The 18399-nt window shown below is 69.3% G+C and carries 16 protein-coding genes; 8 read left to right on the forward strand and 8 right to left on the reverse strand.

Going from position 1 to position 18399, the window contains the following annotated elements; genetic code table 11:
- The first annotated feature begins 22 nt into the window (after positions 1–22).
- The 8 genes from QRD43_RS12570 (at position 23) to QRD43_RS12605 (ending at position 11083) form a co-directional block, all read left to right on the forward strand.
- Entirely contained in the window at positions 23–838 is an 816-nt protein-coding gene (locus tag QRD43_RS12570; protein WP_342399038.1) for a cytochrome C assembly family protein, read from the forward strand.
- Positions 839–1114 carry a PP0621 family protein gene (locus tag QRD43_RS12575; protein ID WP_285982817.1) on the forward strand — a complete coding sequence of 92 codons (276 nt, stop codon included), beginning with the start codon at positions 839–841 and terminating at the stop codon, positions 1112–1114. It begins immediately after the preceding gene.
- On the forward strand, positions 1107–2924 hold the full coding sequence (locus QRD43_RS12580) for a sensor histidine kinase (protein WP_285982818.1): 1818 nt from the start codon (positions 1107–1109) through the stop codon (positions 2922–2924). Before QRD43_RS12575 ends, QRD43_RS12580 begins: the two co-directional genes overlap by 8 nt.
- The gene (locus QRD43_RS12585; RefSeq protein ID WP_285982819.1) at positions 2921–4465 is read left to right on the forward strand and encodes a sigma-54-dependent transcriptional regulator; all 1545 of its coding nucleotides are present in this window, start codon (positions 2921–2923) and stop codon (positions 4463–4465) included. Before QRD43_RS12580 ends, QRD43_RS12585 begins: the two co-directional genes overlap by 4 nt.
- Positions 4452–5042, forward strand: a complete 591-nt coding sequence (gene ampD / locus QRD43_RS12590; RefSeq protein WP_285982820.1) for a 1,6-anhydro-N-acetylmuramyl-L-alanine amidase AmpD — start codon at positions 4452–4454, stop codon at positions 5040–5042. Before QRD43_RS12585 ends, ampD begins: the two co-directional genes overlap by 14 nt.
- A 695-nt stretch (positions 5043–5737) precedes the next feature.
- Positions 5738–8665 carry a ribonucleoside-diphosphate reductase subunit alpha gene (locus tag QRD43_RS12595; protein ID WP_285982821.1) on the forward strand — a complete coding sequence of 976 codons (2928 nt, stop codon included), beginning with the start codon at positions 5738–5740 and terminating at the stop codon, positions 8663–8665.
- 319 nt (positions 8666–8984) lie between these two features.
- Positions 8985–10145 carry a ribonucleotide-diphosphate reductase subunit beta gene (locus QRD43_RS12600; protein ID WP_285982822.1) on the forward strand — a complete coding sequence of 387 codons (1161 nt, stop codon included), beginning with the start codon at positions 8985–8987 and terminating at the stop codon, positions 10143–10145.
- Between the two features lie 227 nt (positions 10146–10372).
- Positions 10373–11083, forward strand: a complete 711-nt coding sequence (locus QRD43_RS12605; protein WP_285982823.1) for a histone H1 — start codon at positions 10373–10375, stop codon at positions 11081–11083.
- A gap of 173 nt (positions 11084–11256) precedes the next feature.
- Here QRD43_RS12605 and QRD43_RS12610 read toward each other — a convergent pair whose 3' ends face one another.
- From QRD43_RS12610 to QRD43_RS12645, 8 genes are all read right to left on the reverse strand, one after another.
- A complete protein-coding gene (locus QRD43_RS12610) occupies positions 11257–12522 on the reverse strand; it encodes a zinc-ribbon and DUF3426 domain-containing protein (RefSeq protein WP_285982824.1) in 1266 nt (421 codons plus the stop codon).
- A 136-nt stretch (positions 12523–12658) separates the two neighbouring features.
- The gene (gene prmA, locus QRD43_RS12615) at positions 12659–13555 is read right to left on the reverse strand and encodes a 50S ribosomal protein L11 methyltransferase (RefSeq protein WP_285983182.1); all 897 of its coding nucleotides are present in this window, start codon (positions 13553–13555) and stop codon (positions 12659–12661) included.
- Positions 13556–13721: 166 nt separating this feature from the next.
- On the reverse strand, positions 13722–15071 hold the full coding sequence (gene accC, locus QRD43_RS12620; RefSeq protein WP_285982825.1) for an acetyl-CoA carboxylase biotin carboxylase subunit: 1350 nt from the start codon (positions 15069–15071) through the stop codon (positions 13722–13724).
- 132 nt (positions 15072–15203) lie between these two features.
- Positions 15204–15668 (reverse strand): acetyl-CoA carboxylase biotin carboxyl carrier protein, encoded by a 465-nt coding sequence (accB, locus tag QRD43_RS12625; RefSeq protein WP_285982826.1) that lies wholly within the window; start codon positions 15666–15668, stop codon positions 15204–15206.
- A gap of 72 nt (positions 15669–15740) precedes the next feature.
- Positions 15741–16187, reverse strand: a complete 447-nt coding sequence (gene aroQ / locus QRD43_RS12630) for a type II 3-dehydroquinate dehydratase (protein WP_434063872.1) — start codon at positions 16185–16187, stop codon at positions 15741–15743.
- A gap of 210 nt (positions 16188–16397) precedes the next feature.
- A complete protein-coding gene (locus QRD43_RS12635; protein WP_285982827.1) occupies positions 16398–16976 on the reverse strand; it encodes a TlpA family protein disulfide reductase in 579 nt (192 codons plus the stop codon).
- A complete protein-coding gene (locus QRD43_RS12640) occupies positions 16973–17596 on the reverse strand; it encodes a hypothetical protein (protein ID WP_285982828.1) in 624 nt (207 codons plus the stop codon). Before QRD43_RS12640 ends, QRD43_RS12635 begins: the two co-directional genes overlap by 4 nt.
- A gap of 32 nt (positions 17597–17628) precedes the next feature.
- Complete coding sequence (locus tag QRD43_RS12645) at positions 17629–18396, reverse strand: transglycosylase domain-containing protein (protein ID WP_434063884.1); 768 nt, start codon at positions 18394–18396, stop codon at positions 17629–17631.
- Between the last annotated feature and the right edge of the window lie 3 nt (positions 18397–18399).

Here is an 18399-nt window from a genome sequence, read left to right on the forward strand (position 1 = left end):
TGTGGAGATGATTTTATCGTCCGTGTCTGCTGCGACTGCGAGCGGGGCCCTGGCGGCCACTTCGGCGGTCGCCCTGCTGAGCTATGCCGTCGTGGCACTTCGCGCCCCCTCCGACGCGAACAAACGGCATCCGCTCCTGCCCCTGGGCTTCGGCGCCCACCTGCTGGCGCTGCTGATCGACATCGCCGGGCTCGGGCTGGAGCAGCCCGGCGCGCGCTTCGGCTTCGCGCCGGCACTGTCGATGACGGCCTGGCTCATCCTCGCGGTCTACCTCGTGGAGAGCCGCCTGCTGCCGCTGCCCCCGCTGCGCCGCGGGCTGTCGATGCTGGCGGCCGGCGCCGTGGCGCTGGCGTGGGTCTTTCCGGGCGAGAGCCGTCCGGCGGCGGCCTCGCCCTGGGCTCCGGTGCACTGGGTGCTGGGCCTCGCGTCCTACGGTCTGTTCGGGGTGGCCGTCCTGCACGCCGCCCTGCTGAACCGGGCGGAGCGCCAGATGCGCCAGATGGGACAGCACAAGGGGCAAGGCCTGACCCTCGGCATGCCGCTGCTGCGCCTCGAGCGCCTGACCTTCCAGTTCGTCGGGGCGGGCGTGGCGGTGCTGTCCCTGGCCATCCTGCTGGGCTGGATCTTCACGCCGCAATGGCGCTGGGACCACAAGACGCTGCTGTCCGTGATGGGCTGGCTGGTGCTCGTCGGCCTGCTGACCGGCCGCCGCGTGCTGGGATGGCGCGGGCGCCGGGCCACGCGCTGGCTCTACCTGGGCGCGGCACTGCTCCTGCTGTCATATGCCGGCACACGCTTCGTGCTGGAGGTCGTGCTGCAGCGGCCGGCAGGGGGCTGAATGAAGTACCTGCTGCTCCTGCTGGTCCTGATGGCCATCGTGTTCATCAGCGGCGTGCGCAAGGGCCGCGCCGGCGGCGCCACGCGCGACCGCCGCGACGACACCGCAGCCGCGGGCGCCCCGGGCCGGACGGCGGCTCCGCCCTCTTCGCTGATGGTGGCCTGCGCCGAATGCGGCACCCATCTGCCCCAGGGCGAGGCGCTGCCCGGCCGGGGCGGCCATTTCTGCTGTGCCGAGCATCGCGCGCGGCACGAGGCACGCCAGGGCCATGGCTGAGCGACGCTCACAGGCGCCCGACACCATCTCCTGGTTCGGTCCGCACCAGGACAGCGGCTGGGACGCCACCGAGGTGGCCGGCTCCAGCGGCGACCCCCACTTCTTCGACCGCCGCGCCGCTGCCGGCAGCAGCACCTTCCAGCGCATGCTGCGGGCCTTCCTGGCCGCGCGCACGGCCCTCGGGCTGGCGCTGGTGGCGGCGCTGCTGCTGGGGCACGTGCTGGGATCGGACGTGTCGATGTCCCTGCTGCGCCTGTGCGCGGTCTATGCGCTGGCGGCCGTCGTCACCTGGTGGCTGATCGGCTGGCGGGCGCAGCCGCTGCCGCGCCAGCTGGCCAGCCCGGTGCATCTGCTGTGGTGGAGCAGCGTGGGCCTGGACCTCATCAGCTTCGGCGCGCTCAACATGCTGGACGGCGGCGCCGGTGTCGGCTTCAGTGCGCTGTTCATCATGCCGGTGCTGATGGCGGGCGTGCTCTCGCCCCGGCGCATGGCGCTGGCCACGGCGGCGGCGGCCTCGCTGCTGCTGCTGGGGCATGGCGGATGGAGGCTCTGGGAGGGACAGGACAACGGCATCCGCTTCAGCCAGCTGGGTCTGGTGAGCTGCGGCCTCTTCGTCATCGGCATCCTCGCCTCCGAACTCGCCGGGCGCCTGGCGCGGGAGGAGCGCACGGCGCGCGGCAGCCTTGAGTTCGCACGCCAGCAGGCCGAGCTGAACCGGCTGGTCATCGACGAGATGCAGGAAGGCGTGCTCGTGGTGGACCGCCGCGGCCGCGTGCGGGCGGCCAATCCCGCCGCGCAGGCCCTGCTGGCGCACGGCCAGCACTCGCCGGCCGCGCCTTTCCAGCTGCGCAGCGTGCCGGCCTGGTCGGGCCTGGTCGCGGCGGTGGAGGAGGCCTTCACACGCGGCGGCTGGCCGGAAGGCGGGCAGGACGTGACGCTGACCTTCGACGGCGGCGGCCCCCGCAGCCTGCGCGTGCGCATGCGCTTCACGCGGCGCCGCGAGTCCAGCACCGAGGAGGATCTCTGCGTGCTGCTGATCGAGGACAACCGCAAGGTGCTGGCGCGCAACCGCCAGGAGAAGCTCGCGGCCATGGGGCGCGTCTCGGCCGGCATCGCCCATGAGATCCGCAATCCGCTGGCGGCCATCGATCAGGCCAATGCACTGCTGTCCGAGGACCTGCCGGATCCGCGCGCCCAGCAGCTGACGCGCATGGTGGCGTCCAATGTGCAGCGTCTCAAGCGCATCGTGGACGACGTGATGGAGGTCGCCCCGGGCGTTGCGCCCTCGCCGGTGGCCTTCGACGCCGCGAGCGTGGTGCGCGGCTGCTGCGAGGACTGGGCCAGCACCAACCACCTGCCCATCGGTGGCAGCAGCCCGCTGAAGCTGGACCTGCCGAGCCAGCCGGTGCTCGTGCTCTTCGAGCCTGAGCACCTGCGTCGCGTGCTGGTGAACCTCCTGGACAACGGCCTGCGTCATGCGCCCGCCGGTGCCGACACGGTGCGCGTGCGCCTGGACGCGCATCCCGGCGATGGCGACCGCCCGGTGCTGCTGAGTGTGTTCAGCCTGGGCGAGCCGATCCCCGCCGACATCGAGCGCCACCTCTTCGAGCCTTTCTTCTCGACCCGCAGCCGTGGCTCGGGCCTGGGCCTGTACATCTGCCGCGAGCTGTGCGAGCGCTACGGCGCCCGCATCGACTACCGCAGCCACCGCGGTGGCGAGCGGGGAGGCAACGAGTTCCGCGTCCAGCTCCGCCGGCCCAGCGCCAATGACGGCCTGATTCCCTCTGACCTTTTCTCCCTGCCCGCATGAGTGCATCCACGCCCTACAGCCTGCTGGTCATCGATGACGAGCCGGATCTGCGCACCCTGTACGAGCTGACCCTGGTCCGCGAAGGCTACGAGCTGGAGACCGCGGGGTCGGTCGAGGAGGCCCTGCAGCGCCTGCAACTGCGGCGCTACAGCGCGGTGATCACCGACATGCGCCTGCCCGACGGCAGCGGGCTCGACGTGCTCGCCTGGCTGGAGGAGCAGGGGCGGCGCGAGAAGGCCATCGTGATCACCGCCTTCGGCTCATCCGAGAACGCCGTCGAGGCGCTCAAGGCCGGGGCCTTCGACTACCTGACCAAGCCGGTGGACCTGCGGCAGTTCCGCATGGTCGTGGCGTCCGCGCTGGGCCGCGTGCCGCAGCAGCCGCCGTCCGTCGTGCCGTCCCGGCTGCCGTCCGAGCGCGCCGAAGGCGGCGCCGGGATGCCCGCGGTGGCGATGCCACGCCCCGTGGCCGGCGCGCGGACCGCGCCCGAGGCCGTCACCCCGCGACGGGTGGCCGAGCGCCTGGCCGGCGACTCCGTCGCCATGCAGCAGGTGCGCGACCTCATCGAGAAGGTCGCGCGCAGCATGGCGCCCGTCCTGCTGCAGGGCGAGTCGGGCACCGGCAAGGAGCTGGTCGCGCGCTCGATCCACGAGGCGGGCTCCCGCTCGGGCGAGAAGTTCATCGCCGTGAACTGCGGGGCCATCCCCGAGCAGCTGCTGGAGGCCGAGTTCTTCGGCTACCGCAAGGGCGCTTTCACGGGCGCCAACGAGGACCGCGAAGGCTTCTTCCAGGCGGCCCATGGCGGCACGCTGTTCCTCGACGAGATCGGGGACCTGCCGCTGGCGATGCAGTCCAAGCTGCTGCGGGCCATCCAGGAGCGTTCCGTCCGACCGGTTGGCGCGGTGAGCGAGCTGCCGGTCAATGTCCGCATCCTGAGCGCCACGCACAAGGACCTCGCGAGCGAGGTCGGCGCCGGCCGGTTCCGGCAGGATCTGTTCTACCGCCTCAACGTCATCCAGATCCGCGTGCCGCCGCTGCGTGAACGCATCGAGGACCTGGGGGCCATCGCCACGCGCGTGCTGCAGCGCATCGCGCAGGACGCGGGCGTGAGCCCGGCGCCGCAACTGGACGCGCAGGCCATGCACAAGCTGCGCCGCTACGCGTTTCCCGGCAATGTGCGCGAACTGGAGAACATGCTGCACCGCGCGGTGGCGCTGTCCGGCGGAGAGTGGATCCATGCCGACGAGCTGGACCTGCCCGACCACGAGCTGGACGCCGCGGCGGGCGACGAGGCCGAGGGGGAGGCTGCACCTGAACCGCGGGGCGGCGTCGAGGCGGCCCCCGTGCCCGACGTGCCGCTGCCGGCCGACCTCGCCGCCTACCTCGATGCCGTCGAGCGGGACATCCTCGTGCGGGCCCTCGAGCAGCACCGCAACAACCGCACGGCCGCGGGCGCCAGCCTGGGGCTGTCCCTGCGCCAGATGCGCTACCGGATGGCGCGGCTGCAGATCAGCGTGGGTGAGGGCGGTGACTGCGCCTGACGGGTCGGCGGTGAGTGCGGCCTGGTCCGGCGGCTGGCTGCGGGCGGCCCGCGCGGTGCCGTCGCCCAACTTCGGGCCGCGCCCGGGCGCCGAGCGGCCCTCGCTGGTGGTGCTGCATTCGATCAGCCTGCCAGCGGGCGTTTACGGCGGCCCGGAGATCGAGGCGCTCTTCACCAACTGCCTGGATTGCAGCGCCCACCCCGGCTTCGAGGCCTTGCGCGGGCTCGAGGTCTCGGCGCATTTCCTCATCCGCCGCGACGGCGAGCTGGTGCAGTTCGTGAGCACCGATGAGCGCGCCTGGCACGCCGGGCAGTCCCGCTTCCGTGGGCGCGATCGCTGCAACGACTTCTCCATCGGCATCGAGCTCGAGGGCCTGGAGGGGGGAGTCTTCGAGGACGCCCAGTACGGGGTGCTGCGGGGTCTGATGCAGGCGCTCGGCGAACGCTATGCGCTGGACGCCGTCGTGGGGCACGAGCACATCGCGCCCGGGCGAAAGGCGGATCCGGGGCCAGGCTTTGACTGGCCACGGTTGCGACGGCAACTGGGCTGGGAAGCCCGCTTGTTTCCGTTTGTGTAGGCCCTGTCCCATGCACGGGGGATAGCTGTTCGGAGGTCGCCCCACGGCGGCTGGCGGCGAGGGCGCAAGGTCCGGCAACGCCTGACCCCGGCGGTCGCCGCGACTGGCGCCCGGACCCCGATCTCATGCGGTTCCGCAGCCCGAATCCGCCGCCAAGCCGCGTCGTTGCTGGCGCCCGGGTGGCAGGGCCCGTATCCATCGGGGTTCTGCGCCATCGCAGGCTTGGCGCAGGGTGGCCCGGGCACACGTTCCTGCGGCATTCCTAGTCATTTGCGAGGGCTGGGTCAATGGGGTTTGGACGCTATCCGTAGTGCTTGAAGGTGGCTGGCACCCTAGATATAGTGTTCTTTCATGCTATCCTGCTGACTTGGCAATCCACTGAAATGCCTCGCGTTCGCGCCCTGCCAAACCCCGTTGCGCTTTCCCTGATGGGAAGCTGTCGGGATTCCATTCCAGGGCCTGCAGGATGCCGCCGGAGCTCGCTCCGCGTGGCATCGGCCGGAACGGAAGGCGCAGTGGAGTCCAGTCGCCAGTGGTGGCAGGACGGGCATCCCGGCAGCATGAGCCGGCCCGTCATGGCACCGCTGACGCCCTCTGGGCGCAAGCCATCCAACTCCAAAAGATTCTTGGGAACGCGCCAGCGGGCCCGGGCTTTTTGTTCTCTGCAGTAACGACTTCCAAGACAAGGAACCTTCATGCAAACCGTTGTCGCCAGCACGCTCGCCGAAGGCGCCGTGGCTCACGCCGCCACCGCTGAAACGCCTCGCCAGTCGGCCTACCAGGCCTACCAGATCATCCGCCGCAATGGCGCTGTGGTGTCCTTTGAGCCCAGCAAGATCGCCATCGCGCTGATGAAGGCCTTCCTGGCCGTGCATGGCACCAGCGGTGCGGCCTCGGCCAGCGTGCGCGAGACGGTCGATGCCCTGACCGAGGCCGTGGTGCGCGCGCTGCTGCGCTCGCGTCCGAGCGGCGGCACCTTCCACATCGAGGATGTGCAGGACCACGTCGAGCTGGGCCTGATGCGCGGTGGCCATCATGAAGTGGCCCGTGCCTATGTGCTGTACCGCGAGCGCCGCACCCAGGAGCGCCTGCGCCAGGGCGAGGTCGCCCACGCTGCCGTGCCCGAGGCCACCCTGACGGTGCTGGACGGCGGCCATCGCGTGCCCCTGGACCTGCAGAAGCTCGCCGGCCTGATCAGCTCCAGCTGCGAAGGTCTGGGCGCCGACGTCAAGCCCGACCCCATCCTCGCCGAGACCAAGCGCAACCTGTACGACGGCGTGCCCATCGACGAGGTCTACAAGGCCGCCATCCTGGCCTCCCGCACCCTGATCGAGAAGGACCCGGGCTACAGCCAGGCCACCGCACGCCTGCTGATGCACACCATCCGCAAGGAGATCCTGGGCGAGGAGGTGACGCAGGCCGAGATGCACACGCGCTATGCCGAGTACTTCCCCCAGTTCATCAAGAAGGGCATCCAGGTCGAGCTGCTGGACGAGAAGCTGGGCCAGTACGACCTGGCCAAGCTGGGCGCGGCGCTGAAGGCCGAGCGCGACTTCCAGTTCGACTACCTGGGCCTGCAGACCCTGTTCGACCGCTACTTCCTGCACACCGAGGGCAAGCGCATCGAGATGCCCCAGGCCTTCTTCATGCGCGTGGCCATGGGCCTGGCGCTGAACGAGATCGACCGCGAGACGCGCGCCATCGAGTTCTACGAAGTGCTGTCCAGCTTCGACTTCATGAGCTCCACGCCCACGCTGTTCAATGCCGGGACCCGTCGCTCGCAGCTCTCCAGCTGCTACCTCACGACGGTGGCCGACGACCTCGACGGCATCTATGAGGCCCTCAAGGAGAACGCGCTGCTGTCCAAGTTCGCCGGCGGCCTGGGCAATGACTGGACCCCCGTGCGTGCGCTGGGCTCGCACATCAAGGGCACCAACGGCAAGAGCCAGGGCGTCGTGCCCTTCCTGAAGGTGGTCAACGACACGGCCGTGGCCGTGAACCAGGGCGGCAAGCGCAAGGGCGCTGTCTGCGCCTACCTGGAGTCCTGGCACCTGGACATCGAGGAGTTCCTCGAGCTGCGCAAGAACACCGGCGACGACCGCCGCCGCACCCACGACATGAACACGGCGAACTGGATTCCCGACCTGTTCATGAAGCGCGTGACCGAGGGCGGTGACTGGACGCTGTTCAGCCCCTCGACCTGCCCGGACCTGCACGACCTCTTCGGCCAGGCCTTCGAGAAGGCCTACGTCGAGTACGAGGCCAAGGCCGACCGCGGCGAGATCAAGCTCTTCAAGCGCATGCCCGCCAAGGACCTGTGGCGCAAGATGCTCTCGATGCTGTTCGAGACCGGCCACCCCTGGATCACGTTCAAGGATGCCTGCAATGTGCGCTCGCCGCAGCAGCACGTGGGCGTGGTGCACTCGTCCAACCTCTGCACCGAGATCACGCTGAACACCAATGACAGCGAGATCGCCGTGTGCAACCTCGGCTCGGTCAACCTGGTCCAGCACCTGAAGGATGGTGCCGATGGCAAGAAGGTCATCGACCACGACAAGCTGAGGAAGACCGTCCGCACGGCCATGCGCATGCTGGACAACGTCATCGACATCAACTACTACGCCGTCAAGAAGGCGCGCGACTCCAACCTGCGCCACCGCCCCGTGGGCCTGGGCCTGATGGGCTTCCAGGACTCGCTGTATGCGCTGCGCACGCCCTACGCCTCCGCCGAGGCCGTGGAGTTCGCCGACCGCTCGATGGAAGCGATCTGCTACTACGCCTACTGGGCCTCGACCGAGCTGGCGGAAGAGCGCGGCCGCTACAGCAGCTACCGCGGCTCGCTGTGGGACCGCGGCATCCTGCCGATCGACTCGCTCGACCTGCTGCTGCAGGAACGCGGCGGCTACGTCGATGTGGACCGCTCGTCCTCGATGGACTGGGACGCCCTGCGCCAGCGCATCGCCACGCACGGCATGCGCAACAGCAACTGCGTGGCCATCGCCCCGACGGCCACCATCTCCAACATCATCGGCGTGGATGCCTCGATCGAGCCCTGCTTCGGCAACCTCTCGGTCAAGTCCAACCTGTCGGGCGAGTTCACGGTGATCAACGAGTCCCTGGTCCGCGACCTGAAGAAGCTGGGCCTGTGGGACGACGTCATGGTCATGGACCTCAAGCACTTCGACGGTTCGCTGCGCCGCATCGACCGCGTGCCCGAGGAGCTCAAGGCCCTGTACGCCACCGCCTTCGAGGTGGAGCCGCAGTGGCTGGTCGAGGCTGCGTCGCGTCGCCAGAAGTGGATCGACCAGGCGCAGAGCCTGAACATCTACATGGCCGGCGCCTCGGGCAAGAAGCTGGACGAAACCTACAAGCTGGCCTGGGCCCGCGGTCTGAAGACGACGTACTACCTGCGCACCATCGGTGCCACGCATGCCGAGAAGAGCACGGTCAGCAAGACCGGCCAGCTCAACGCGGTGCCCGGTGGTGCGTCCGGCCTGAGCGCCGCGCCCGTCGCGGCGGCTCCGGCCGTGCAGGCAGCGCCGGCGGTCGAGGTGGACAACACCCCGGCCACGGACATCAAGTTCTGCTCGATCGACAACCCCGACTGCGAGGCTTGCCAGTAAGGCGCCCGTCGCGGCGGCAGCAAGCCATTCACGAGCTCGCTGCCGCCCGCGCCTCTGAGCGAGTGTTCATCGCTGCCCGCGACTGGCGGGCATCCATGAATGCTTAGGCCACACGCCCGACCCTGCTTCCTGTCGCTGACGACAGCGCAGGGCGCGTCGATTGCCTCAGCCTGACTTGCGCCTGTTCCGGGCCGTTTTTGCCACGCACATTTACGACGTTAGCGATGCGGTCCAGCAACAGCGCATTTGTGTCGCTGTCAAGAAGTCCTTGGTGTTTTAGACACAACACTCCGATAATCCGCAAGATAGGAAGTCCACCATGTTGGTTTGGGAAGAAGACCGTAAGCCCGCGATCAGCGCCTTGAATAGCGCCACGAATCATGGCCTGAGCGCCACCCCGCACAGCGGCCTGCAAGCAGCCGCGGCGGCATCGACGCCGCCGGCTTCCTCTTCCGCCGCCGAGCGCCGCGTCAACATCGCCGACAAGCGCATCATCAACGGCCAGACGGACGTCAATCAGCTGGTGCCGTTCAAGTACAAGTGGGCCTGGGACAAGTACCTCGCCACCTGCGCCAACCACTGGATGCCGCAGGAAGTGAACATGTCCCGCGACATCGCCCTGTGGAAGGACCCGAACGGCCTGACCGAGGACGAGCGTCGCATCATCAAGCGCAACCTCGGCTTCTTCGTGACCGCCGACTCGCTGGCCGCGAACAACATCGTGCTGGGCACCTACCGCCACATCACCGCGCCCGAGTGCCGCCAGTTCCTGCTGCGCCAGGCCTTCGAGGAAGCGATCCACACGCACGCCTACCAGTACATCGTCGAGTCCCTGGGCCTCGATGAGAGCGAGATCTTCAACGCCTATCACGAGGTGGCCTCCATCCGTGACAAGGACGAGTTCCTGATCCCCTTCATCGACGCGATCATGGACCCGAACTTCAAGACGGGCACGCTGGCCGCGGACCAGACCCTGCTGAAGTCGCTGATCGTCTTCGCGTGCCTGATGGAAGGCCTGTTCTTCTACGTGGGCTTCACGCAGATCCTCGCCATGGGCCGCCAGAACAAGATGACCGGGGCCGCCGAGCAGTACCAGTACATCCTGCGCGACGAGTCCATGCACTGCAACTTCGGCATCGACCTGATCAACCAGATCAAGCTCGAGAACCCGCAGCTGTGGACGGCCGAGTTCAAGGCCGAGATCAAGGCCCTGTTCCAGAAGGCCGTGGAGCTCGAGTACCGCTACGCCGAGGACACCATGCCGCGTGGCGTGCTGGGCCTCAATGCCGCGATGTTCAAGGGCTACCTGCGCTACATCGCCAACCGCCGTGCCACCCAGATCGGCCTGGAGGAGCTCTTCCCGAACGAAGAGAACCCCTTCCCCTGGATGAGCGAAATGATCGACCTGAAGAAGGAACGCAACTTCTTCGAAACCCGCGTCATCGAATACCAGTCCGGTGGCGCCCTGTCCTGGGATTGAGCGGGCTGCCTGGTCAGCGGCCTGTGTCCCTTTGAGTGCTCGTCAATGAGATCAAGACAAGCGATGCCATTGAACCGTCAGACGCGAAAAAGCGCGGCGGTGCATCGCGACCCCATTCACCGTACCGTGGCGCTGCTCCAAAGCGACTCTCGGGCGGTGGATAGCTGCGCTGAGGTGGACCGGTCCGCCGCAGGCAGTGCTTTTTTCACTTGATCAAGGAGAAAACCATGGCAACTGCAAAGAAGGCACCGGCCAAGAAGGCCGCTCCCGCCAAGAAGGCCGCCGCCCCGGCCAAGAAGGCCGCTGCTCCGGCAAAGAAGGCCGCTCCGGCCAAGAAGGCTGCTGCTCCGGCAAAGAAGGCCGCTCCGGCCAAGAAGGCTGCTGCTCCGGCGAAGAAGGCCGCTCCGGCCAAGAAGGCTGCTGCTCCGGCGAAGAAGGCCGCTCCGGCCAAGAAGGCTGCTGCTCCGGCGAAGAAGGCCGCTCCGGCCAAGAAGGCTGCTGCTCCGGCAAAGAAGGCCGCTCCGGCCAAGAAGGCTGCTGCGCCCGCCAAGAAGGCCGCTTCGACCAAGAAGCCGCCGATCAAGGCTGCACCGAAGGCCGCCAAGCCTGCTGCCAAGGCTGCGAAGCCCGCTGCCAAGGCTGCTTCGACCAAGAAGCCGCCCATCAAGGCTGCACCGAAGGCCGCTGCCAAGCCCGCCGCCAAGCCTGCTGCCAAGCCGGCCGCCAAGGCTGCTTCGACCAAGAAGCCGCCCATCAAGGCTGCTCCCAAGGCCGCTGCCAAGCCCGCCGCGAAGCCCGCTGCCAAGCCGGCTGCCAAGCCTGCTGCGAAGAAGCCTGCTGCGGCGCCCGCTGCTGCCAAGCCTGCCGCTGCCCCGGCTGCCAAGACGGCCCTGAGCCCGCAAGCGGCCTGGCCCTTCCCGACTGGCAACAAGCCCTGAGCCTGGCCGGCGTGATCCCTCTCGGGGGATCCCCCGCCCAAGCTGAAAACCCGGCCTCGGCCGGGTTTTTTTATGCCTGCACGCCGGAGGCGACTGGGCTGCGGCCGACCGATCACCGGCCCGCCGAGCGAGCACGAGGCAAGGCGCGCGTGCGGCCCCTCAGGGCCCGACGCTCAGGGGTAGAAGATCTCGACGGTGTAGCCGTTGACCCGCTGGCGCCCTGTGCTGAACACCAGCTGCAGCGCCTGCTCGCTGTTGGCGGCGGTGCTGGGCTGCGCATTCGCGAAGTCCTCGGGGCGCAGGGCGCGCTTCATCAGCACCTTGCCGTTGCCGTCGTTGAGGCTCAACTCCACCCAGGGCGTCGCCAGCTCCCACGGGCTCTTGTTGCGCAGGCTGAGACTGAACTTGTAGTGGTTGCCGCTGGCGGCCTCCGACAGGCCGCTGCTCTCGACGCTGAATGCGTCCAGGCGCTGCCAGGGATGCAGCTCGCAAGCGAGGCGGGCGCAGGCCGCCGTCAGCCATTCGCGGGCTGTCGGGGACTGTGTGGAGAGGGCGTCGCGGTAATGCCAGGTCAGTTGCGCAGCCGCTCCGCACAGGAGCAGCACGCAGCCCAGGCCAAGCGCCAGGCGCACGCCAGGCCGCTGCCAGCGGGCCTCGCCCTCGGCGCGGCGCAGGAAGCCGGGCTTGCGCGCGGGCTTGCCGTCGGGCGCCTGTGCGGCCGGCTCGGGCAGGGCGGCCTGCGCTGACTGCAGGCTCGGAGACAGCACGACGTCGGGGCCCAGATCCGGCGCGGTCGGGGCCGCCGCGGGCGGGGGCGGTGCGACCGCCGGCGGAGCCGGCTCGGGCTCGAAGCGCATCCCCTTGGGCTCCGGCATGTCGGCACGGACATCCACCGGGGGGGCCGTCAGGGCGGGGGCGGGGGGCGGCTCCCAGAAGGGTTCGCGACGCTCGCCCGGGCGATCATGCGCGCCCGACCGCGAGGCGTGCAGGTCGGGTTCGTCCGGGGGCTCGAACGCATCGGGCGTCGGCGTGAAGGCGGTCGCCGGCTGCACGGGCTCATAGGCCGGCGCCGGGCTGGGCGGGTACGCGGGCGGCATGGCCGGCGGCGGCGCGGCGCGGCGCTCGGCGGCGACGTCGATCGGGCGTCGCACGGCCTGGTGTGCCGCCGGTGCCGGGGGCATCACCGCCGGGGCGACGGGGCTCGGGGCGGGCTGCTCGCGCACGAAAGCGGGCTCGCTGTGCGAGGGCTCGAACTCGCTCTCCGGGCTCGGGGCGGGCCAGGGCGGCGGCGCCTCCCGGTCCAGGTCGAAGAGCTGTTCACGGGCATCGAAGACCTCGGCGCAGCGGCCGCAGCGCACCCAGCCCTCGGACACGCGCAACTGGTCCTGCACCACGCGGAAGATGGTGCCGCAGGCGGTGCAGCGGGTAGCAAGACTCATGGGGGCAGATCATGCCATGAAGGCCTGTCGCCGCCGAGCGCGCTCACCCCTAGAAACATCGATCCTGCCGATGCGGCCGGGGCCTGCTGCGCGGCCGGGGTCAGGCCTTGCCTGGCGCGCCGGGAGGCCGCGACGCTCAGGCGCCGCGGCGCGCCGTCATCAGGATCCAGCCGTCCTCGCTGTCGCTCACGTCCAGGGCCAGCCAGGGCGCGTAGGCGTCCTTCAGCTCCTGGGCCTGGCGCTCGAGGATGCCTGCCAGCACGAGATGGCCGCCCGCGCGCACATGGGCGCACAGCAGCGGGGCCAGCAGCTTCAGCGGCGTGGCGAGGATGTTGGCCAGCACCAGCGGGTACTCGCCCGACGCGGCATCGGGCAGCGCGGCGTTCAGCGTCACGCGGTTGGCCTCGGCATTGGCCTGGGAGGAGATGATGGCGGCCGGGTCGATGTCCACGGCATCGATGTGCTGCGCGCCATGCAGCGCGGCGCCGATGGCCAGGATGCCGGAGCCGCAGCCATAGTCCAGCACGCGATCCCAGCCGGCGGCCTCGGCGCCGTGCCGGGCGATCCAGCGCAGGCACATGCGCGTCGTCGGGTGGGTGCCGGTGCCGAAGGCCAGGCCGGGGTCGAGGCGCATGATGCGCGTCGCCTGCGCGGGCGCCTCGTGCCAGGAGGGCACGATCCAGAACTCGGGCGTGATCTCGACCGGCGCGAACTGCGACTGCGTCAGGCGCACCCAGTCCTGCTCCTGCACGGCCTGGATGGTCTGCACATGCACGTCCCGCGCCCAATCCTGGGCCAGCAGCAGCGTGGCGGCCTCGGTGGCCTCGGCCTCGCTGGCGAACAGGGCCTTCACGACCGAGCGCTCCCAGCCCGGCTTGGGTGCGGGCATGCCGGGCTCGCCGAACAGGGCCTTCTCGGCGTCGGTGTCGGCATCGGCATCTTCGACGGACACGGCCAGCGACTCGACCTCCATCAGCGCATCGCTGACGGTCTCGACGTCGTCCTCGCGGCAGATGAGCACGAGCTCGTGCAGGTCAGGGGTGCTGGGGGTGTTGCTCATGGGGAAACCTTCTAGTGCGCGCCAAAAAGCGCAAGCCCCGGGCGGCATGGCCGCGCCAGGGCTGTGGCGGGTGCGGATGCGTCAGCCGCGAATCATAGGCCGTGGCCGGCCCGGAGTCGCCTGCTGACGCTGCCGGCGGTCAGCGCTTGTGCTGATTCATCCAGCCTTCGAGATAGTGGATCGACGTGCCGCCTTCGATGAACTTCGCGTCGGCCATCAGCTCGCGGTGCAGCGGGATGTTGGTCTGGATGCCTTCCACCACCGTCTCCGACAGGGCGATGCGCATGCGGGCCAGGGCCTGCTCGCGGGTGTCGCCGTGCACGATGATCTTGCCGATCATGGAGTCGTAGTTGGGCGGCACGAAGTAGTTCGTGTAGGCGTGGGAGTCCACGCGCACGCCGGGGCCGCCGGGCGGGTGCCACATGGTGATGCGGCCGGGCGAGGGCACGAATTTCACCGGGTCCTCGGCGTTGATGCGGCACTCGATGGCGTGGCCGCGCATCTCGATGTTGCGCTGGGTGAAGGGCAGCTTCTCGCCGGCGGCGATGCGGATCTGCATCGCGACGATGTCCACGCCCGTCACCATCTCCGTCACCGGGTGCTCCACCTGCACGCGGGTGTTCATCTCGATGAAGTAGAACTCGCCGTTCTCGAAGAGGAACTCGAAGGTGCCGGCACCCCGGTAGCCCATCTTCTTGCAGGCGGTGGCGCAGCGGTCGCCGATCTTCTCGATCGTGCGGCGGGGAATGCCGGGCGCCGGCGCTTCCTCGATGATCTTCTGGTGGCGGCGCTGCATCGAGCAGTCGCGCTCGCCGAGCCAGACGGCGTTCTTGTGGCCGTCGGCCAGCACCTGGATCTCCACGTGGCGCGGGTTCTCCAGGAACTTCTCCATGTAGACCTCGGGATTGCCGAATGCAGCCCCGGCTTCCGCCTTGGTCATCTGCACGGCATTCACCAGTGCGGCTTCGGTGTGCACCACGCGCATGCCGCGGCCACCGCCGCCGCCGGCGGCCTTGATGATGACCGGATAGCCCACGGCGCGGGCGATGCGGATGATCTCCTTGGGATCGTCGGGCAGGGCGCCTTCCGAGCCGGGCACGCAGGGCACGCCCGCAGCACGCATGGCCTGCTTGGCGGAGACCTTGTCGCCCATCGTGCGGATGTTGTCCGGGGTCGGGCCGATGAAGGTGAAGCCGCTGCGCTCCACGCGCTCAGCGAAGTCAGCGTTCTCCGACAGGAAGCCGTAGCCCGGGTGGATGGCCTCGGCATCGGTCACCTCGGCGGTGGCGATGATGGCCGGCATGCTCAGGTAGCTCTGGGCGGAGGCGGCCGGGCCGATGCACACGGCCTCGTCCGCCAGCTTGACGTACTTGGCGTCGCGGTCGGCCTCGGAATACACGACCACGGACTTCACGCCCAGCTCGCGGCAGGCGCGCTGGATGCGAAGGGCGATCTCGCCACGGTTGGCAATGAGAATTTTCTTAAACATGGCAGTTGCTCAGCGCGCGGGGCGCAATGCGGCCAGAGGCCCATCCGGCGGCGGTCGCGGAGCCGGCTTTGCCGGACCACCGACCGCGCCCCCTCGAGGGGGCCGTCGCCGCCGGTAGGGGGTGGGACGTGTTCACTCGATGATGAACAGCGGCTGGCCGAATTCCACCGGCTGGCCGTTCTCCACCAGGATCTTGGTCACGGTGCCGGACTTGTCGGCATCGATCTCGTTCATGATCTTCATGGCTTCGATGATGCAGATGGCCTGGCCTTCCTTGACCTGCTGCCCCACCTCGACGAAGGCCTTGGCATTGGGGCCGGAGGCACGGTAGAAGGTGCCCACCATGGGCGACTTCACCACATGGCCGGTCTCGACGGGGGCGGCGGCGGGCGCGGCGGCGGCGGCGGGGGCCGCGGCAGCCACCGGCGCGGCGGCGACCGGTGCGGCCATCATCGGCATGGCCTGGGCCAGGGGCACGGCCACCGTGCCGTCGGACTTGACGATGCGCACCTTGCCATCGGCTTCGGTGATTTCAAGTTCAGAAATGTTCGACTCGGACACGAGGTCGATCAGGGTCTTGAGCTTGCGCAGATCCATGAGGCTTCTCCAACGGAAAGATTTTGTAGTGCTTGCCAATGCCGCGGTCGCCGGGGCGACCGCGCCCTTGCTTCAGCCGCCGGCAGCCCGGACGTGGTCCAGGGCGTGCATCAGGGCGTAGCGGTAACCCAGGGGACCCAGGCCGCAGATCACGCCCACCGCGAGTTCCGACACATAGCTGTGGTGGCGGAAGGTCTCGCGCTTGTGGATATTGGACAGGTGGACCTCGACAAAGGGCAGGGCCACCGCCGCCAGGGCATCCCGGATGGCCACGCTGGTGTGCGTATAGGCCGCCGGATTGATGATGATGAAGCGTGTGCCGTCACGGCCAGCCGCCTGGATGCGATCGACCAGGGCACCTTCGTGGTTGCTCTGGAAGCTTTCGAGCGTGGCTCCTGCATTGGCAGCGAATTGCTGCAGATCTGCATCGATCTGCGCCAAAGTCGTTGCGCCATACACCCCGGGCTCCCTGGTACCAAGGAGGTTGAGGTTGGGGCCATGAATCACAAGAATCTGCATCAGCGACGTGCCGCGGCGGTTTAGAGCGTAGACACTAGAAGCGCGAAAGGCTGAACTTTAGCTTTTTTAGACCCAGATCCCGGCAGGTAGCCAAAAATAAATGGCTTGACCTTCCACGTTTCTTGAGCTTGCCCAAGAAAGCCCGGGATTCGGGTCTTGACGAGCGTTCAGCCCGGCGAGAGCGCGATTCTGAGGCCGGCGGCCGCCGGATCAGGCCCCGGTTTTCCCTGCCTCGGGGGCCGGCTGCCCGGTGGCCAGGGCGTGGGCGACGGCCTCGAGCTCGCCCGCCTGGAGGGCGCCCAGGCGGCGCCAGAAGACCTGGCCGCGGGCATCGAAGACGACGCTGAAGGGCAGACCGCCCTGCGTGTTTCCGAGCTGGCGGCCCAGCTCCAGGCCCTGAACGCCGCCCAGCGCCAGCGGCATCTGCAGCGGCAGCTTGGTGAGGAAGTCCTGCACGGCCTCCTTGCGGTCGATGGCCAAGGCCAGGCCTTGCCAGCCCGGCTGGGCCGCCAGGAACTGCTGGATCTCGGGCAGCTCGCGCACGCAGGGGGCGCACCAGGTGGCCCAGAAATTCAGCAGCAACGGCTGGCCTCGCAGCTCGCGGGCGGCGAGCTCGCTCCCGTCCACGCGCTCGAAGCGGGCCATCCAGAAGGCGTCGGCCGCGGAAGCCGGGCGAGGGGGCAGCGCGGGCAGGGGGGCCTCGACCGGCTGGCCGCGCCGGGCCAGCCAGGCGCCGAAGCCGGCGGCGGCCAGGCCGACGGTGCCGAAAAGGGCGTGGCGGCGGTTCATGGGGCAGCTCCTTCGCGGGTGTCGGGCGGGGTCTCGTCCAGCAGCCGGCGCAGGGCCGCGAGGTCCCCGCGCTCGGTGCGGCCGCGGCTGTCGGGCTTGAGCGCGCCGCGCAAGTCGTCCTTGTCGAGGATGCTCAGCGCGATGGTCACCCATTCATTGAGAGGCCGGCAGCGGTCGGCGACGGTCAGCAGGTCCACCGGGCCGCGAGGGCCCTGGGTCTCGCCCACTTCGTAGTCCACCCCCGCATTGATCAGCGCGATCTCGGCGGACTTGCTGTCGTCGCAGTAGAGCTGCAGGTGGATGTTGGACAGGCGCGTGGCCGTGCCGCGCCAGACGGCGCCGCACAGGTGGGGGCGGAACTCTGCCAGCCGTTCCATCCAGACGGCGGCCTGCTCGCGCAGGGCGCGCAGCTCGCCGGGCTGGGTGTCGGCGCAGAAGAGGGCGAGGTAGTCCCGCACCTCGTCTTCCAGCTCCTCGTTGCTGGGGAGCGGCGCGTTGCGGGGCAGACCCAGCTGCTTGTGGGCCCGGCGCTTGGCGGCGCCGTACTCGAGGCCTTCCTCCACGACCAGACGGGCGGCGGTGGCGGCGATCTCGGCGGTGAGCGGGTGGTCGGAAGCCATGGCGGGCGGTGTCGGGAGGCGGTGGATCGGGATCAGGGCAGCGCGACGGCGCCCATGCGGGCCTCGATGGTCGACGCGCGGCCGACCACATAGGCCGAGCCGGGGCGCTTCTCGAAGCGCTTGGGCGCCGGCAGCATCACGGCGAGACGCGCCGCCTGCCAGGGCGCGAGCTGGGCGGCGTCGACGCGGAAGTAGTGCCGGGCCGCGGCCTGGGCGCCGAAGACGCCTTCCCCCCACTCGACGTGGTTCAGGTAGATCTCCAGGATGCGCTGCTTGGACAGGAGCGCCTCCAGCATGAAGGTCAGCACGAACTCCTGGCCCTTGCGCAGCAGGTGGCGCTCGCCGCTGAGGAACAGATTCTTGGCCAGCTGCTGGGTGATGGTCGAGCCCCCGACGATCTTGGCCTGGGGCTTGGGCGTCGTGGGGCGGTCGCTGTCCCGCGCGGGGGCCCGCGAGGCGGCCTTGGCGCGCTTGTCGGCCTTGGCCTGCTCGCGCTGGTTCTTCTCCCAGGCCTTCTCGAGGGCGTCCCATTCCACGCCGCCGTGTTCGGAGAAGCCGGCGTCCTCGCTGGCGATCACGGCCCGCTTGAGGGCGGCCGACAGCCGCGCGTCCGGCACCCAGTCCTGGCTCCAGGCCACCTCGTGCTTCTCGGTTGCGAGGCGCCAGATCTCGGAGCGCTGGAAGCTGGTCGACTGCGGGTCCAGCACGTTCATCAGCGCGATGCGCGCCAGGAAGTACAGCTGCAGGGCCACCAGCCCGAGGGCGAGCAGGGCGAGCAGGCGCAGGGGCAGCTGGCGCAGCAC

The organism is Roseateles subflavus (assembly GCF_030285365.1).
Classification (GTDB): Bacteria; Pseudomonadota; Gammaproteobacteria; order Burkholderiales; family Burkholderiaceae_C; genus Roseateles_B; species Roseateles_B subflavus.

Excerpts from the sequence above, each read along its gene's own strand:
- QRD43_RS12575 (WP_285982817.1), top strand. The coding sequence starts at position 839 with ATGAAGTACCTGCTGCTCCTGCTGGTCCTGATGGCCATCGTGTTCATC.
- QRD43_RS12580 (WP_285982818.1), top strand. The coding sequence starts at position 1,107 with ATGGCTGAGCGACGCTCACAGGCGCCCGACACCATCTCCTGGTTCGGT.
- QRD43_RS12585 (WP_285982819.1), top strand. The coding sequence starts at position 2,921 with ATGAGTGCATCCACGCCCTACAGCCTGCTGGTCATCGATGACGAGCCG.
- QRD43_RS12595 (WP_285982821.1), top strand. The coding sequence starts at position 5,738 with ATGCAAACCGTTGTCGCCAGCACGCTCGCCGAAGGCGCCGTGGCTCAC.
- QRD43_RS12600 (WP_285982822.1), top strand. The coding sequence starts at position 8,985 with ATGTTGGTTTGGGAAGAAGACCGTAAGCCCGCGATCAGCGCCTTGAAT.
- QRD43_RS12605 (WP_285982823.1), top strand. The coding sequence starts at position 10,373 with ATGGCAACTGCAAAGAAGGCACCGGCCAAGAAGGCCGCTCCCGCCAAG.
- QRD43_RS12610 (WP_285982824.1), bottom strand. The coding sequence starts at position 12,522 with ATGAGTCTTGCTACCCGCTGCACCGCCTGCGGCACCATCTTCCGCGTG.
- accC (WP_285982825.1), bottom strand. The coding sequence starts at position 15,071 with ATGTTTAAGAAAATTCTCATTGCCAACCGTGGCGAGATCGCCCTTCGC.
- accB (WP_285982826.1), bottom strand. The coding sequence starts at position 15,668 with ATGGATCTGCGCAAGCTCAAGACCCTGATCGACCTCGTGTCCGAGTCG.
- aroQ (WP_434063872.1), bottom strand. The coding sequence starts at position 16,187 with ATGCAGATTCTTGTGATTCATGGCCCCAACCTCAACCTCCTTGGTACC.
- QRD43_RS12635 (WP_285982827.1), bottom strand. The coding sequence starts at position 16,976 with ATGAACCGCCGCCACGCCCTTTTCGGCACCGTCGGCCTGGCCGCCGCC.
- QRD43_RS12640 (WP_285982828.1), bottom strand. The coding sequence starts at position 17,596 with ATGGCTTCCGACCACCCGCTCACCGCCGAGATCGCCGCCACCGCCGCC.